Origin of the sequence: Reichenbachiella sp., assembly GCF_039944555.1 — a bacterium.
Lineage (GTDB): Bacteria > Bacteroidota > Bacteroidia > Cytophagales > Cyclobacteriaceae > Reichenbachiella.
Genome location: NZ_JBDUYN010000006.1, coordinates 139,016 through 158,330, shown reverse-complemented (window position 1 = coordinate 158,330; position 19,315 = coordinate 139,016). Strand labels below are relative to the sequence as shown.

Annotated in this window: 5 protein-coding genes; 3 read left to right on the top strand and 2 right to left on the bottom strand. The window is 43.4% G+C overall.

What is annotated here, in order from left to right:
- Positions 1-9: 9 nt before the first annotated feature.
- On the bottom strand, positions 10-531 hold the full coding sequence (locus ABJD64_RS05445) for a sigma-70 family RNA polymerase sigma factor (protein WP_348179607.1): 522 nt from the start codon (positions 529-531) through the stop codon (positions 10-12).
- Between the two features lie 350 nt (positions 532-881).
- Here ABJD64_RS05445 and ABJD64_RS05440 point away from each other — a divergent pair, with 350 nt between their 5' ends.
- The 3 genes from ABJD64_RS05440 (at position 882) to ABJD64_RS05430 (ending at position 15,974) form a co-directional block, all read left to right on the top strand.
- Positions 882-10,832, top strand: coding sequence for a cadherin domain-containing protein (locus tag ABJD64_RS05440; RefSeq protein WP_348179606.1), 9,951 nt, complete (start codon positions 882-884; stop codon positions 10,830-10,832).
- A gap of 822 nt (positions 10,833-11,654) precedes the next feature.
- Positions 11,655-12,785, top strand: coding sequence for a TIGR03032 family protein (locus tag ABJD64_RS05435; protein WP_348179605.1), 1,131 nt, complete (start codon positions 11,655-11,657; stop codon positions 12,783-12,785).
- A gap of 27 nt (positions 12,786-12,812) precedes the next feature.
- On the top strand, positions 12,813-15,974 hold the full coding sequence (locus ABJD64_RS05430; RefSeq protein ID WP_348179604.1) for an MBG domain-containing protein: 3,162 nt from the start codon (positions 12,813-12,815) through the stop codon (positions 15,972-15,974).
- Between the two features lie 355 nt (positions 15,975-16,329).
- Here the strand turns inward: ABJD64_RS05430 and ABJD64_RS05425 are convergent, their stop codons facing one another.
- Positions 16,330-19,164 carry a response regulator gene (locus ABJD64_RS05425; RefSeq protein ID WP_348179603.1) on the bottom strand — a complete coding sequence of 945 codons (2,835 nt, stop codon included), beginning with the start codon at positions 19,162-19,164 and terminating at the stop codon, positions 16,330-16,332.
- Positions 19,165-19,315: the final 151 nt, after the last annotated feature.

The following is a 19,315-nucleotide window of genomic DNA, read 5'->3' as shown; positions in this document are numbered from 1 at the left end:
TATTAATAATCATATCTTAATATGACCACCAAGCAGCTCTCTGAGCTTGATAAATGCCAGACTCATTCTTCTTTCGACTGCTTTTACCGTTACGTTGGCAATTTCAGCTATTTCCTTATAGGATTTTTTATCAATGCGACTGAGTAGAAAAACTTCTCGTTCTTTTTCGCTCAATTGATTAATCGCATGCTCCAGTTTTACTTTGAATTCCTCCTCTTCAAGAATGAATTCAGGGCTTTCCTGATTGCTATGATCGTGCATAGTCGATTGATGCCTTAGGACTACTTTCTGATGGGCCAGCTCATTGAGGAAAGCGTTGTTACAAATCTTGAAAACGTATTGCTTGGCCGTTTCGAAAATTACTTTTTTGCAGTGATTCCACAACTTAATAAAGGCATCTTGGGCGAGATCTTCAGCCAATTGCAAATCGCCACATTTATAGTACAGGTAGTTTCTGGCAGCTTCGAAGTTTTCGTTGAAAATAAAATCAAAATTTTTCTTCTCGCAGACAGATCGCTTTTTGTCGGACATCAATTAGGTTCTCATAGGCTTTAATGCCCAAAATTATAGAAATAGTTGAAACCATGAAATATCTGCCCGCCGGTCTTAGTTGAATTTCCTATTTCATAGGAACATTTCCTACCTATTCATACTACTGTGATACTTTGTCTATGCCTTGTCACAACATGGTGATGTTTTGTCTATGCAGCCCTTTTTTAAGTCCTATTCATGCCAAATAGCTTTGTTGCTTTCAATAATGAATTTACTGAGCACCTGTTTTTCAGACCAGCGTCAGTCAGAAAATTCGACAATTGAAAATAAAAAATAGGGTAACTCAGGTGATCCCTGTATGAAGATTGAAACTACAAAACTATTAAGCTATGAAGAAAGGAAATCTCTACTGCCTGCTATTCTTATTTATGTCGTTTTCGGGCTTTGCTCAAAATGAATTTATCTCGACTTGGAAAACAGATAATACCGGAACCTCCTCTGACACGGAAATTACGATTCCAATGGTAGTTTCCAGCGGAAGCTACAGCGTAGATTGGAATAACGACGGAACTCCTGATGAAACTGGAATTACTGGAAGTGTAACGCATGACTTTGTTTCTGCCGGCACGTATACGATTCGTATCACAGCTACTACAAGTGATGCGATGCATATGTCTTTTTCCAATGGTGGAGATAGATTGAAGATAACAGACATCAGCCAATGGGGAAATATAAAATGGGCGACCTTTAACAATTCCTTCTTTGGTTGTGCCAATCTTGATATCAGCGCAACGGACGCACCTGATTTAACCGCTGATAATAATCAATACGCAGAGGCATTCATGGGTTGTACCTCGTTAACCGGCGGCTTGTCGAATTGGGATATGTCCGGTGCTGTTATTACCAGAAATATGTTCAACGGGGCAACGAGCTACAATGAAAATATCAGTGGTTGGACGGTGTCTAGCGTCACTCTTTTTTCTGGTATGTTTCAAGGGGCCACCAGTTTTAATCAAAATATTAGCTCCTGGACAATATCAAGTGGAGGTTTCTTGGCTTTCAACAACATGTTCAATGGAGCTACAAGCTTCAATCAAAACCTGGGTGCCTGGAACATGGTAAGAACCTGGGAGGCACCAGGTATGCTGGCAAATAGTGGTATGTCAGTGACCAACTATGATGCTACACTACTAGGTTGGAGTAGTCAAACGCTAGCTTTTAATCCGCCAAGAATACCATTCAGCGCTGCTAATGTATACTATTGCGATGATACAGGACGAGCAGCATTGATAGCTTCGGGGTGGCCAGTAACTGATGGAGGTCCTGACCCGGCTGACACTGACTCGGATTTAGATGGCATTGGAGATGCTTGTGATAACATAGTCAATGCGAGTCTGGCTATAAGTGCACCGAGTGCTTCAACAACAGAAGGAGAAGACGTTACCTATACGATCACCTACAGTAATGCCGCCAGCATTACACTTGCAGATGGAGATATTACGGTAAATACTACAGGAGATGCAAGTGCTACAGCAGTTGTTTCTGGTAGTGGCCCGACAACTCGCACCGTGACTTTAACAAGCATCGGCGGGACCAATGGAACATTTGGAATCAGCATAGCGGCAGGTACTGCTGATAATGCAACCGCTAATGGCCCAGCTGTTGCTATTGGTCCTTCTCAGACGTTTGCGTTCGCCGATGCAGATGGTGATGGGGTCTTTGATAGTGTAGATAGCTGTCCAAATGGTATAACTGGTGTGCCGGACGCTTCCGATCCAGACTTAGATGGAGATGGATGTAAGAATAGTGAAGATAGCGATGATGACGGTGATGGAGTGGACGATGCCACGGACAACTGTCCGCTAACTGCGAATGCAGACCAGTTGAATACAGATGGTTCAGCTGACGGTGGCAATGTTTGTGATGTAGATGATGACAACGATGGGATTTATGATGAGTTTGAAATTGAATTAGGGACAAATCCACTAGATGCAAGTTCTGTACCTATGGAGAAAAGTATTGTACCTGTTGGTGCCACGGCAAGTTCGCAGTTTAATGCAGCCTACCCGCCTACCCAAACCATAGGATCATCCAACCTAAATGCGGCCGGAGCAGGGACCGGCGGACTTACCCGACTCAGGAGGCATGCAGCCGTTCCCAATGGAGCAGGCATGTGGTTATCCGCCAATGATGGTTTACCCATCACACTTACCTATGATATGGGAGCTCAGGGTGCGGACATGGATGGAGCGTACTTTTGGAACTACAACCAAAATAACTTTTCAACCTTTACTCCGGGAATTAACGCTTTTACCATGGAGTATGCCTCTGTAGATGATCCCACGAATTTCATTAGCATAGGGGATTATAACTTAGCCGCGGCTGATGGTGTCAACCCCGTTGCAGCGCAACTTGTGAGTTTTAGTAGCCTTGGGGATGTGCGTTATATCAAAATCACGATCAACAGTAATCACGGAGGGGGTGGTTTTGCCGGCCTTTCAAAGATCCGATTCCAGGATATCGATTCTGATGGAGATGGCATGATCAATAGTGTGGATACTGATGATGATGGTGATGGCATCCTGGATGCTGCAGATAATTGTCGTTTGACTGTGAATGCGGATCAGGCAGATGCAGATCTGGATGGCGTTGGAAATGTTTGTGACAATATTGTAAATGCAAGTGCTGTAATTGGTGCACCTGTATATGATGGCACAGACATCACCTACACGGTGACCTATAGTAATGCAAACAGCATCACTATATCCGACGCGGACGTGACAGTCAATGCGAGTGGAGATGGAACAGCAACAGCTACCGTATCAGGGACAGGCTCAACAACTCGGACTGTTACATTATCCAGTATTTCGGGTTCTACAGGAAATATTGGTATAAGCTTATCGGTAGGAACTGCCGATAATGCCACGGCCGATGGACCAGCAGCGGCTGTAGGCCCGTCTGCAACGATAGGCTTCCAATCCATAACCTTCGGAGCTTTGGAAGATAGGGTTGCGGGTGGTGTGGATTTTGATCTTGCGGCTACTGGTGGAGCTTCGGGTAATGATGTCACGTATGCAAGCTCAAACTCCTCAGTGGCGACGGTCAGTGGAAGTACAGTTACAATAGTGGGTGCAGGAGTTACCAATATCACGGCTTCTCAGGCTGGAAATGGCAGTTACATAGCAGCAGCAGATGTGGTTCAAAGCCTTACAGTAAAAGGCACCCAAACGATCACTTTCAATGCACTGGCAAATAAGACCTATGGAGATGCCACTTTTACCGTAGGTGCAACTGGTGGTGACACAGGTAATCCCGTCACCTTTGCAGGAGACGATGCGTCAGTTGCTACAGTCAGCTCCTCGGGAGAGGTGACAATAATTAGTACCGGTTCTGTAAATATCACCGCCAATCAGGCAGGAGATGCCAGCTATGCCGCAGCGGACCCTGTCGTACAAAGTTTGACCGTTGATCAGGCAGACCTCTCGGTCAGAGCCCAATCTTTGGATGTAGAAAAAAATGCCGGTTCGCTTCCCGCAATAACCTTTGAATATCGTGGTTTTGTAAATTCCGACGGAACGGATGGCGATACGGATATCAGTGGGCTTGTTGGAGTCGCTGATTTGAATACGCTCTCAGCGACAGCTCCGGGAATTGATTATACAACTGCCGGCAACAGCTACGATCTTGTCCCTGATTTGGGTACAGCGAGCACTACAAATTACAACCTGGTGATTGATGCTACGCAAGGACAAGCCACAATAGTGGATTCACCACCTGTTATTACATTAATTGGAAGTGCAACCGAAACGGTTATTTTGGGAGGAACTTATACAGATCCTGGAGCTACCGCTTCTGATTTAGTAGATGGTGATCTCACGGCAAGCGTTGTGACTACCAACCCGGTGGATGTAAATACTTCCGGTTCTTATACCGTCAGATACAACGTAACTGACGGATCTGGAAATGTGGCTGTGGAGGTTACAAGAACGGTTGAAGTAGGTTTAACTTCCGAACCAGGGTTACATTTGGACGGGCAGATTGGGAGCTACGATTATATCTCCGTTCCTGATGACGCCAGCTTAGATTTTACCAATGCCTTTACCTACGAAGCCTGGGTGAATTTTGATCAAATAACGGTTTCAAATGCTGGCTATGGATGGAGAAGCTTATTTGCCAAATCGCGATACACAGAATCTTATGGGCTGATGGTATACGCGCCGGATGGAACATTACGATTTTATCATGATGGTTTTGGAACAGGCATAACGGATTATAATTGGTCCGGAACTTTGGCAGCAGATGCGTGGTACCATGTGGCGGTGACTTTTGATGGTACAAAGACTGCTATTTATATTGACGGCGTTGAGGTGTCTTCTCAGACAGCAGCGGCCGGAAGCCTTACACCAAATAACAATGTGCTAAAAATCGGAATTTCAGGTACTGACCCTTATGCTTTTGACGGAAGTATGGACGAAGTGAGGTTCTGGAATATTGCGAGAACAGAAGCAGAGATCATCGCCACAAAGGATGCTGAATTGAAAGGTAGTGAAACCGGATTAGTCCTGTATTACGATTTTAATGAAGGAGTCATAGGAGGAGACAATACGGCACTTACCACTATTAAGGACAGAAGTCTAAATGGAAATGATGGAGATTTAGTTGGTTTTGCTTTGACCGGAGCAGCCGGAAACTTTGTCAGCTCAGGGCACAATAGAATTGCAACACCCTATGAGGATCAAGTCATTACATTTGATGCGCTGGCTGATAAGAATTTTGGAAATTCTGATTTTGCCCTTTCGGCTACAGCTTCTTCCGGACTCCCAATGACCTCTTATAGTAGTTCTAATACTGCAGTGGCTACAGTTTTAGGCTCTACAGTCACCATTGTAGGTGCAGGAACTACAACAATCACAGCTGTTCAGGACGGCGGTGCCAGCCATAGAAAGGCAGAGACGAGTCAAAGCCTGACTGTTCTGCCCTTTGCTACATCGATTGCCTTAAACCTACCTGGTTCTGATTCGGAATATACCGGAACGGGAATTGGGGTAACACCGACGGCCAATGACGCGAGCAGTGACCCAACTTTAGCTATTTTGACGGAATACAGTGTGGAGGGAGCTAATACATTTTCGACAACCCTTCCAGTGAATGCAGGAACGTATGATGTAAGGGCAAACCTGGACAGCGAACCCAACTATGCTGCTGCCGAAGCAACTGGTAAATTGACAATCATGCCATTGTCGACAACTATTAATCTTAATTTACCGGGAACTAATCCTGTTTATTCGGGCGCAGGTCAGGGAATTTCTCCTACTGCCAATGATATAGATAGTAACCCGACACTCGTTTTAGCAACAGAATACAGTGTGCAAGGAGCCAACACCTTCGTATCTACAGTTCCTGCGAACGCTGGAGTGTATGACGTACGAGTGAATCTTGATGCAGCGGAAATAAATTATTCAGCCACCGAAGCAACAGGCATTTATACAATTGACAAGGTTACCTTAGACGTAAGGGCGCAATCATTGACTGCAGACTACAATACAGGAGTATTGCCAACTGCTACATTTGAATACCGTGGATTTGTCAATGGGGATGGTACAGACGGAGCGACCGATATCAGTTCGCTTGTAGGGATTGCTGATTTGAACACAATAGCTGTTTCCGCTCCCGGTATAGACTATACATCTGTTGGTTCATCATATGGCTTGACAGTAGATGTTGGCACTGCCTCTTCTACAAATTATGATTTCCAGTCAGACGCTGTACAGGGACAGGCAACTATTGTGAACTCTCCACCTGTGATTACCTTATTAGGCGATGCTACGACTAATGTGGTTATAAATGATAATTATGTGGATGCAGGGGCTACGGCTTCAGATCCATCCGATGGTGATATCACAGCCAATATTGTTACGGTCAATTCAGTCAATACTGCTGTGCTAGGTAGTTATACTGTGACTTACAATGTGATGGATCAAGCAGGACAAGCCGCTCCAGAGGTTGTTAGGACGGTGGTAGTAGTAGCACAACCCAATGCACCTGTAGTCGATAACGCTACGTTTGCAATTGCTGAATACACCGTACAAGGCACAGGTAGTGATAATGGGACTTCTGTAGGTACTGTAGTAGCTAGCGATGCAGATGGAGATAATTTGAGCTTTGCGATAACAACTGGCAATACAGATGGTGCTTTTGGTATTAGCAATACTGGTGAAATTACAGTAACCAATAGGGCAGCAGTTGATTTTGAAACCAACCCAACCTTTGAACTGGTTGTGACGGTAACAGACGATTCACCTATCAATCAGTCTGGCACAGCTACAATTACAATCAATCTAAACAACATTTCTCCAAACGATTTTTGCACCAATGCCATTACCGTGGGAGTTGGAACAGTAACTGCAGGAAGCACAAATGATGCGACAAATGACGAAAACATAGCCGCAAGTTGCGGAGGAAATGATACGAGCTCGAGTGATGGAAGTGTTGGTGTTTGGTATCATATTGTCGGAAATGGGGAGACTATCAAGGTAAGTACATGCAGCGGTAGCAAATACGGCTTTGACGACACCAGTTTGAGTATTTATACAGGATCTTGTGTGAGTGGACTGACATGTCTGGGAGGAAATGAAGATGCCGGAATTGACAATACCTGTGGTTCTTCTGGCTACCAAGCAGAAACCAAGTTTAATTCAACATTAGGTGTTGATTATTATATTTTGATTGACGGTTATAGCTCGGATGCCGGTGATTTTGATTTGACAACATCCAGTACGCCTACCCCAGCGCCACCAGCCAACGACAATTGTGCCCAAGCTGAAGCATTAACTGTTTTTGCGGCGAGTACAGGTACAGCAACTACCGGGACGAATAAAGATGCAACAAACTATTCCGGGGTGGTAAATTGCGATGAGTATGCGAATATCAATGATGTATGGTACACATTCAATTCAGGACCGAATACACGCGTAGATGTTACAACGGCGTTGGTTGGTGCGGGTTCGCTAAGTTTCGAAATGTATGCAGGTTGTGGAGCAACCGAAATGAGCATATGTGGATCTACAGGTACTAAACAAGTATCGGTAACTCCCAATACTGATTATGTCATTCAGTTTTGGAATAAGGTAGCAGATGAAGGGACCTTTACCGTTTTGGTCAATGACGGCCCAAATACGGCAGCTACGGTAAGTACGTCAACCAAAGATCTAAGTAGATATAGTACGGATGGTGACCTGGTCGAAACTGTAACAGTAACAGACGCAGAGAATCACAGTCAGCTATTGTCTATATCTGCAGGAAATGATGAAGGAATCTTTGCAATTGATGCCTCAGGTAAAATTACAGTGGTTGATGCCAATGCACTGTCCACTTCAGCTACTGCGACATTTACTTTGACAATTCTTGCTGCCGACCAGGGGCCCGGAACTATTTCTTCCACTGGTACGACGACCATAAATATTATTGACAATGCTTCTCCAACGATCACCGCTGAGACCGTAGCATTGGATGAGAATACAGCTAACACTACTGAGGTATTGACAGTGACGGCCTCAGACGGTGATGGAGATCCGCTTTCATTCAACATTAAAAGTGGCAACACAGGCAATGCTTTTACCATTGACGGTTCAGGCATCATCACGGTTAATGATGTCAATCAATTGGATTTTGAAACTAACCCATTCTTTGCTTTAGAAGTGGAAGTGACAGGTACAGGTACATTGACTTTGAGTAGTACTGCTATCATTACCATTAATTTGAATGATATCAATGAAGTATCAGTTGTAAATGCTGGAACTGCCACCATCGGGACATCGATGAGCGCGGGAGAAATTGTTTCTACAGTTACATTTACCGATCAAGATACCGGTCAAAGTCACACCTTTTCAATTAGTTCAGGGAATACGAATTCAATTTTTCAAATTGATGCAATATCAGGAGAACTATCGATAGCCGATGCCGCGGCATTATCCGCCGGAGGAGCAAATTCCTACACTTTGACTATTGAGGTTTCGGACAATGGATCACCTGTTCAGACCGGATCAAATACCATGACTGTTTCGGCCTTTGTAAACAATGTACCCGTGATAGTGGCAGCTAGCCTCGCAATTGATGAGAACTCAGCGAATGGTACTACTGTTGGAACGGTGCAGGCCACTGATGCAGAAAATGATAACATCACCTTCACTATAGCTGATGGAAATGGTTTGGGAGGTTTTATGATTACTCCAGCAGGAGAAATTCAGGTAGCTAATGTGGCAATATTGAATTTTGAGGTTAACCCCGTATTTAATTTGACGATTAAGGCGCAAGATGACGGTGCGGGTAATCTGTCAGGTTTTGAAACAGTATCAATCAATTTAAACGATGTCAACGAAACACCTGTAGTTAGTAATACTACCTTTGGTATTAGTTATCAAAGTGCCAATGGACTTTCTGTTGGCTCGGTAACAGCAAGTGATCCTGAAAACGATGCGCTGAACTACACCATTACAACAGGTAATGAGGATGGTATTTTTGCTATTAATGCCACTACCGGGGAAATCGCAATTGCAAGCGGCTCTTTGCTCAACCCTGCAACGAAACCAACACATACGCTAACCGTTCAGGCAGCGGATGCTGATTTTTCACCTACTGGTACGTTTACGATTAACGTCTATGGTAATGAATTCCCCGCTTTGGATGTGACCACATTCAACGTTGATGAAAACACTGGAGACGGTACGTTGATAGCTACGTTGTCCTCTAGCGATGCCAGTGGTATCAAATCTTTTGAGATCGTTTCTGGAAACGAGAGTGGGGCGTTTGCATTCGATGCAGTAAGTCATCAGCTTACTATCAATAAGTCCTCCGAATTAGATTATGAGACGGTTCAGCAATTCACTCTTCAAGTGAAGACCACAGATAATGGACTTGGAAATCTTCAAACAACTGAAACAGTGACTATTTCATTGAACGACATAAATGAATTTGCCCCTTCGGTTTCTTCATCAGTAAATGCTGTGAATGAAAATACGACTTCTGGCACAGTAGCTATAGTTTCTGCAACAGATGATGATGTTTTGCAAACATTGAGCTATTCAATTGCCTCAGGGAATACGGGCAACGCATTCAGTATTAACAACTCAGGAATGATTACAATTAGTAATGCATCAGCCTTGGATTTTGAAACGAACCCATCATTTAATCTGACTGTAGATGCAACTGATAGTGGAACACCATCGAATACCACATCAGAGAATCTTACAATCAACTTGACGGATGTAAATGAAGAGCCGGTATTGAGTGCAATAGGAAATCAATCTGGTGATGAATTAGTTGCACTTTCATTTACCGCTGGCGGATCGGATGTAGATACCGGGTCTTCACTTACCTATAGTATTGATGCGACTTCTGTTGCCAATGGGATGAGTATTGATGCACTCTCAGGAGCTTTCAGATGGACACCTGCTGAAGATCAAGATGGAAGTCATTCAGCGACTATAACTGTTAGCGATGGAACTTTGGAAGCCAGTGAAACCATTTCGATTACCATTTCGGAAGTGAATAAAGCTCCCGTGCTCGCATCGATTGGAGACCACGTCACATCCGAAGGTGTTGAGCTGACATTTACGGCAATTGCGTCTGATGTTGATTTACCTGTCAATGCGTTGACTTACAGCCTGGATGCTACGTCGGTTTCAAACGGAATGACCATTGATGCTTCTTCCGGTGCTTTCAACTGGACACCTGACGAGTTACAAAATGGAACTTACAGCGTAACTGTTACAGTGAATGATGGCGTGCTTGAAACAAATGAGACTATTAGCATAACCGTTTCGGAAGTGAATGTAGCTCCTGTTTTGGCATCTATCGGAGATCAGAATACAGATGAGGGAGTCGAATTGACTTTTGTGGCTTCTGCCACCGACGTGGATTTGCCTCTGAACAACTTGACATACAGTTTGGATGCTACCTCTATATCCAATGGTATGACGATTAATGCTTCTTCCGGTGCTTTCAGCTGGACACCGACATCATCACAAGTGGGTACATTCTCGGTGGAAGTCTCCGTATCGGACGGTACATTATCTGTTTCCGAAATCATTACTGTTACAGTTAATAGTGTGCTTAGTGTAAACCATTCGATCGCGGAAAAACTAATAGTCTATCCTAATCCAACTTCGGAGCAGTTTGAGATATCTTCAACTGGCGATATTGAATTAGAAGTTTATGACCTGGATGGCACAATGGTTAAGAGAGCTGCAACCAACAGACCCATAAACATTGGGGATTTGAAAGTGGGTCTGTACTTGATCAAAGTAGAAGACCAGGTATTAAAGTTAATGGTAAACAGATAAGAATAACCCTTGCCAGGCGGGTCACTGTGAGCTACTATCGGCCAGACTTGGGAGGGGTTTGCAAATTTTAAATCGCAACAACGATAAAGAAGCTGTCAGAAGGACAGCTTCTTTCACTTTCAAAGACTTCTTATCGGGTCATTGGTTTACTTAAATGTGCTGACACAGATCCGTTTTCCTCCGATACAAACGCTTTTTAAAGTGGCGCAAATACATTTCTCAGTGGTACAATCACGTTTCCAAGCGATACAATCACACTTTCTTGTGACGCAATTGCGTTTTCTGTTGACACAAACACATTTTTTAGTGATACAAATGCATTTTCCCATGACACAGACGTGTTTCTTAGCGACACAATCGCATTTTCTTGAGGCGTCCTAAAATAACTTGAGGCGTCCTGAAAAAAGTTGACAGGTTTTACATTAATTCTGTTATTGGTTTACAATGATATTGATTAATCCTAATTGTACTATACAGCGATTACTTTAATCCTGTATTGAGTAAACAGCGGTGGGGTTAGCCCTTGTCGCTGTTTTTTTTGAGGTGAAACGTGAAAATCATGAACGTTGACCGTACATGTCGTTTGTTCAGTATTTCAGCTTTCGGGAAGCAATGGCCCACCTGTCTTCATAGGAGAGCAATTATTAGAATGGAATTGCACAAAATCTAACAAGTGCTGCACAAAATCTAATTCTCTATCAGGCAATTTTGACTAATCGCAGTTAGATGCAATCGGTACTTACGGTATACCGAAAAAGTAAAATAGGGTAGGGCTAGATCTGCCTGTATAAAAAGATGAGAAACCAATAAACGAACAAAGCTATGTATCAAGAGGTAATTGAACCAGAGACGACTCCAAGAGATAATCGCATCACTTCGTCCATTCCACCATTTGCAATGCAATATTCGCCGGCTATTCCTGAATTGCTCATGCAGCTTAATATCAGCCTCGCACTGACCACCTATCAGGCGGGCAAGCTGGTAACGATCAGTCCCAAGGATGAAAATAGCCTCATTTCGCTTCCCAGAACGTTTGAAAAGCCCATGGGTGTGGCTCTCGACGGTGATCGCATGGCCATTGCCTGCAAAGATGAGGTTATCTATCTCGAAAACTCAAAAGAGCTGGCCAAACATTATCCTAATAAGCCTAATACTTACGATAATCTTTTTGTGCCTAAGGTGACTTACCATACCGGGCAAGTGGATATGCATGACCTGGCTTTTGGCAAAGAAGGACTTTGGGCTATCAATACATCATTTTCCTGCCTGTGTCAGGTGGATGAGAGCTTTAATTTCATGCCCAAATGGAGACCAAAATTTATATCTGATTTGGTATCGGAAGACCGGTGTCATTTGAATGGCTTGGTCATGCAAGAGGGACATCCCAGGTATGTCACCGCCTTAGGGCAAACCGATACTCCTCAAGGATGGAGAGACAACATCACTACAGGAGGAGTGCTGATTGACCTCAGAACCGATGAAGTTATTGTGGACCGTTTGGCTATGCCGCATTCTCCCATGTTCTACAATGGAGAATTGTACTTGCTACTTTCAGCTTCCGGCCAACTGGCTAAAATTGACATTGAAAGTAAGCGATTAGAAGTAGTAAAAGACCTTGAGGGTTTTTGCCGGGGCATGGATATTATCGGTGATTACGCATTTATTGGTATGTCCAAGCTGAGAAAAAACTCTTCCACATTTGCGAAGTTGGACTTTGCCGAAAAAGCGGATCAGGCAGGAATTAAAATTGTGCATTTGCCTACCAAGGCTTTGGTTGGAGAAATTGTCTACCAATCCAGTGTAGATGAAATCTACGATGTAAAAATACTTGAAGGCATGCTTAGACCTAACGTGCTGAATACTATCAACCCGCTACATAAGTATTCTTTGTCTATTCCAGGTAAGACTTTTTGGGCCAAGACCGGGCAAGAACCAGAAAACTCAAATCAATAAATCGACAATTTTTTAAGAGGTAAAATAATGAGAAAAGAAAAGTACCTATTCAATCAACTGCTATTGCGATACAACAAGTATCGACGCAAAATGCAGCGGCTGACAGTGACAGGACGCAATGCTCGTCGGCAAAATATTATTCGAAAGCATATCGAGCGCTTGCGGGCAAAACTTGAAGATCTGTATGCCAGTATTCAAGTAGCCACGGCTACTGCAATGTTATCAGGTGCTATGTTGGTAAGCACTTCGGATTCGCTGGCACAAAGTACACCTACCTTTCAGACAGCACAGAGGAATCTTTTTGGACTGACGGATATTGGGAGTTATGCAAAGACTGCTCTGGTAGATCTTGATGGAGATGGTGATCTTGATGTATTCGCCGGCAACAACACTACTGATTTTAGTTTTTTTGAAAATACGGGTACTGCCACAAATCCTGCTTTTGGACCTGTACAAACCAATCCTTTTGGCCTAACAGGTATCACGTCTGCTTCTGGTATGAAACTTGTCTCACCGGCCTTTGCGGACATGGATAATGATGGGGATTTAGACTTGCTAACTACGTATAAAGCCGGTGATTTTCAATTTTTTGAAAACACAGGTACAAAGACAGCTCCTGCCTTTGGCCCTTTGCAAGTCAACCCAATGGGACTGGCTGCAGTCGGGGAGTACGCGTCGCTGGATATAGCAGATTTGGATGGCGATGGCGATTTTGATGTGTTAACCTTGGATCCGAATGCCACATTTAAATTTTTCGAGAATACAGGAACAAAATCTACTCCTGCTTTTGCAGCTGCTCAAGACAATTCTTTTGGCTTGAGTACCAGTACGATTAACAACTATGCGGTGTTGAGTATATTGGACATTGATTCAGATGGTGATTTTGATGTCTTGGGATCAGAACACTATGATACTCAAATTTACTTTTTTGAAAATACAGGTACCGCCACGGCTCCTGCTTTTGCGCCTCAGCAGTCCAACCCATTTAGGATGCAGGTTGTTTCAGACCTCAATGTGGGTTATACCTATCGGGTCGCACCCGTAGGAGGTGACTTGGACGGTGATGGAGATCTGGACTTGCTCGGAGGGGATTCTTATGGCAATTTTCAATTTTTTGAAAATAAGTACCTCAATTTCGATCCAGTCCAGTCCAATCCGTTTGGATTAACGGATATCGGAAGCTATTCCGCACCGGCCTTTGTAGATATCGACAATGATGGCGATTTAGATGTTTTTAGCGGTAATAATTCTTCCGGCAACGGAGAATTTGTTTTTTTTCAGAATGATGGAAGCAGTTCATCACCGGCCTTTGCTGCAGCTCAAACCAATCCCTTTAGTTTGACCTCTGTGGCAGGTGGTTATTCTGCACCCACTTTTGTAGATATTGATGGTGACGGTGATTATGACCTGATATCAGGAGCTAATAATGGTCAGTTTAGCTTTTTTGAAAATACTGGCACGGCTACCTCGCCAGCTTTTGCTGCAGCAGTTTTAGACCCTTTTAATCTCACCGATATAGGAAACAGGTCTGCTCCGACATTTACTGATTTAGATGGCGATGGAGACCTGGATCTGCTGTCAGGTAATAGTTCTGGGACTTTTGACTATTTTGAAAATACAGGGACTGTTAATGCTCCAACTTTTGGCACGGTACAAAACAATCCTTTCTCACTCACCGATATTGGAGACAACTCCATGCCTGATTTTGCAGATATAGATCAAGATGGTGATTTTGATCTGATAGCAGGACAGGGTTACTATGGCAATTTCTTTTTCTTTGAAAATACAGGCACCAATACCTCGCCTTCTTTTGGTAATTCAATAAGAAATGCGATGGGTCTGGGTTATACGGGTTATTATGCAAATGTATCCTTTGGGGATATTGATAATGACGGAGACCTTGATGTACTTACCGGAAGACAAGGTGGTGATTTTAGGTTTTTTGAATTTAAGGCACCGGCTGTTTTCACTTCAGAGAACGAAGCGAATGTAATTGAGAATAGTTCAGGAACCGTATTGGATGTCAATGCCCATGACGGAGTCGGTGGAGCCAACGATGCAAACATTACTTATGAATTGACCGGAGGAGCTGATCAGGCAAGATTTGCTGTTGATGCCGCCACCGGTTCGCTGTCATTCGTCTCTGACCCTGATTTCGAAAATCCACAGGATTCAGATACGGATAACTCTTATGAAGTGCAGGTTCAGGCCACCAATACAACTGTAAGAGCCTCATTTAGACAAACCATAGTATTGACAGTAACTGACGAAACACCTTCGGTGACGCTAACAGTGACTGCCGACAATGCCACCAGAGTCTACGCAACAGAGAACCCATCGTTGTCCTTGACATATAGCGGGTTTCTATCAGGAGACGACGAGACGGCACTTAGTACAGCGCCAGTGGTCTCTACAGCAGCCACCAGTACAAGTACTGTAGGGTCATATGATCTTGTGCCTTCTGGAGGAGTGGATGAAGATCGATACTTGTTTAACTATGTCAATGGCACGCTCACTATTGAAAAGGCAGAGGCAACGGTGAATTTGGCCAGCTTGAGCCAGACTTATGATGGATCACAAAGAGTTGTAACTGCTACTACAAACCCAACCGGGTTGACTGTAGATTTTACATATGATGGTTCAGCTACTGCACCAACTACTGCGGGTAGTTATGCTGTTACGGGAACGATTGATAATGTGAATTATCAGGGATTATCGAATGGTACTTTAAGCATAGCAAAGGCAGCAGCTACTATAACATTGAGCAATCTGGAACAAGAAGCAGATGGAACTAGTAAAGAGCCTATCGTAACAACTGATCCTTCAGGCTTGGTATATTCATTGACTTTTGACGGAAATACCGAAAAACCAACGGCTGCCGGACAGTATGAGGTGTTGGCCACTGTGGATGATACCAACTACGAGGGTCAGACGGAAGGTACTTTTGTTTTAACTGCCGTTTTGGATGTGATTGAAGGACTAAGGCCCGTAAGTGTTTATCCAAACCCTGCTACTGATAAATTTAAAGTATCAACCGTAGAAAGTTCGGAATTGGGTGTGTATGATCTCAATGGAACCCTTTTGATCAGAGCATCGACCAATCAATTCGTTGACGTGCGAAACCTGAATAATGGCGTCTACCTGGTACTAGCCAAAAATAAAATCATGAGATTGGTTATAGGCAAATAATCAGGAAAGTAAATTTTAACTCACAACAACAGCAAACAGCGATGGATAGTTCTCATCGCTGTTTTGTTTAAATGAGCAATACACAGGATAGCAAATAGAATAGGTTTTTAACTAGTCCGGGGGGAAGTCGATTCTATTTCTCCCTGGTTTTTAAAATTTAGATTAAAAAAATTTAGATGAGTTGAGGTTTATAGATTGGCCAGGGTGAATGTCTACTTCGGGTGGAAGATTGCCCTGGTCACCTTTTGACATCCTAGATAACCAACTTGAGCTACTTCATCCATGAAAGTACGAATTTTGTTTCAAATGTGTCTGGCTCGCCCTGGCATTGGCAAAAAAACCTGAAGAAGCACAATTAGCGTGTAAAAGGCTCTTTACCAAATTGCCTTTGATATTGAGTTTTAAACTCTGTCCCATTTTTCATGCCGATGGCCTGCGCTGCTTCAAGTAGGGTAGATACCTTACTATTTTGTATTAGGTGCTGCACATATTCCAACCGGATGGTTTTTATATAAGTTTTTGGAGGTTTGCCAGTCAGGTTTTTTATGAGTGTGTGCGTCTTTCTGGTGCTTGCACACAAGGCATCTGCCAATACATCTACCGTTAGATTTGGGTCACTGATTCGTGCAACTACGAGATTGTGTATTTTGGACAGTATATCCTTTTCTACATCTGTTTTTAAGTTATTGTCTTTGGTAATGTACTCCCAAGAACCTGAGTGACTGGTTTTTGAAATCAGGTTTTTAATTCGCTTATGAAATTCCTGTACGTTGAAGGGTTTATTTAAAAAATCATTAACGCCCAGCTCTAATACTCTCATCTTGTCTTCATCAGAAGTCCTGGCTGAAACGACCATGATAGGAATTTTTGAGTATTCAGTATTTTGTTCCAATGCTTCTATGAGTTCAAAACCATCCATCCAGGGCATCATAAGGTCTGTAATGATCAAATCGGGGATCCCCTTTTGGAGAATTTCCAATGCTTGCTTACCATGGCTGGCTTCTTTTACTTTGAAATCTGAGCCAATCACATCAATGATATAGTCCCTTACCGCCTGATGATCTTCCACCACAAGGATTTCCGGCCTGTCTGATTCATCAAGGTCCACGTTTTGATAGACAGGTTGCACGATCTGTTTGTCATCAGGTACATTCGATATTGCCGCTTGTTCTTCTGAAATAACCTGATCTAAATGATAAGGCAGAGAGAAGGTGAATGTAGTGCCGGTGCCTTCGTGGGATTCAACTGAAATGCTACCTCCATGAAGGCCAATTAATTCTCGGACCAGCGTGAGCCCAATACCAAACCCTTCTTTTTCACTATAAGGATTAGCAGAAGACTGATAAAAACGATCAAAGATATAAGGCTGGTCGCCCTCCTTGATACCCATACCCGTATCGTTGACGGTAATTAGGGCATGATGTTCTTCTCCTTCAACGGACACCGTTATGGTATCTCCCTGCCGGGTAAACTTGAATGCATTGGACAAGAGGTTATTCAGAATCCTTTGATAGTGCCTTTTGTCAAGATGAATAAGGTCTTTACCTGCTGTTTTGTTTTCAAATTTGAGGTATTTCACTTCCATATCGGCACGAGACGAAAACAGCTCAACTATGGCATGAGTAAATGCTGAAAGGTTTACAGCCTGCCATTGGACTTCAAGCTGACTTTCTTCGATTTTGCCCAGGTTTTGAATTTCTTCGCTCATGTGGTGAAGGGTTTCTGCATTTTCCAAAATCTGCTGCAGATGCTTTTCGGACTTCTTGGTTAGGTAGCTTCTCTCATCTCCAATGATCTGTTCGGTTCTTCCCTTGATTAAGGTAAGTGGTGTTCTGAAATCATGATTGATATTGGCCAAAAACCGGGTTCTGAACTCATCCAACCTGTTCAGCTTGTTGTTCTTAAGAAAAAGGTCGTGGTTTAAGGCCTCTAACTTCTGTCCCGTCTTTTTCTTGTTGTACAGTGAAAAAGTAATGCCAATTGTGATGAGTACAATAAGAGTCAAAGCTATGAGTGTATTCCGTTGTTGTATTTGGGCCTGGAATTTTTCCTTTTCCAGTTTCAAAGTTGCTTCGTTTTGTTCGATCCGAAGTTGTTGCCTTTCTTTCTCTGATTTATAGCGTTCCTCGTGTTTGGTCACTTCTCGAATATTTGCTTCATTGAGCAATTCTGTTTTGGTTTTTTCATAGAGTTCGAAGTACTCCAGGGCTTTCTTATAGTCTCCGCGTCTTTTGTACAGTTCGTGAAATCTCAGAGCGGCCTGTTCGATCTCAGGCTTCAGGTCACTCTCCAGAGCCAGTTGGTAGGCTGCTGTGAGATGGCGCTCTGCTGCGCCCAACCTTCCTTTTCTCAGTTCAACTTGCCCAATCAGTAGTTTGGCTACCGACAACGTTTTGGGTTGCTGTGTCTGGGTGCTTACGGCGACAGCCTCCTGTGCATAAAGGTAAGCGGAGTCCAGTTGTCCCGTATTGAAGAACAGTTGTCCCATCCCTATGAGTGGATTCGCTCGATGGTTCTGAGATTCAGGAGCATAGGCCTTTTCCAGAGATTTCCGGTAAAAAAAAGACGCACTATCCACCTCTCCCTGTTCTTCTTTGATCAGCCCCATGTTGTTGTACAGTTGGACTAGCCTAAAATCGTCCTCCAATTCGGTTTGGATCTTTTCTGCCCGACGGTAAAATCGAAGTGCATTCTCATTGTCATGAATTTGTCGATAGATCAATCCAATGTTGTTCAGCGAAGAGGCAAAAGCTGCTTTGTCTCCAAGCCTTTCATCGATCGTGGCAGATCGTAGGATAAACTCAATTGCACTGCTGTTGTCGCCCCTGTTAAGTTTGATCAGTCCAAGATTGTTGGTCACAGAAGACAATCCAGTAGAATCATTGGACAATACCAATTTCGGAAGTGACTGTGAATAGTAATGCTCCGCACTATCCAATTCTCCTTTCACATGAAAGCCAACACCAATTAGATACAATGCCTTAGCTGTTTGAGCGGCCAAATCATTGGTAGTGGCTAATCGATGTGCTTCTTTCATCCAGAGTATGGCCGAGTCGGTATGGATATAGCGTAACTCTTCAGATCTTTTTATTAACTCTTCGATCCTCAAACTATCTGAGACAGATTGTGCTACTGCACTATTCAGCACTAAAACAATCAGGAAATGAAGGGCTAAAATGGACTTTTTCAATCGTTGTGCTGAAGTGGTGATCCTCAAAAATAGGGAATGTGGAATAACACTTCCGTTGATTCCTGAACAATTGCAGAAAATCTAAAAAAACCGACCGAAAATCTAATCTCCTGCTATTCAATTTTGGCGCTGGAGTTATGAACAGCCATTC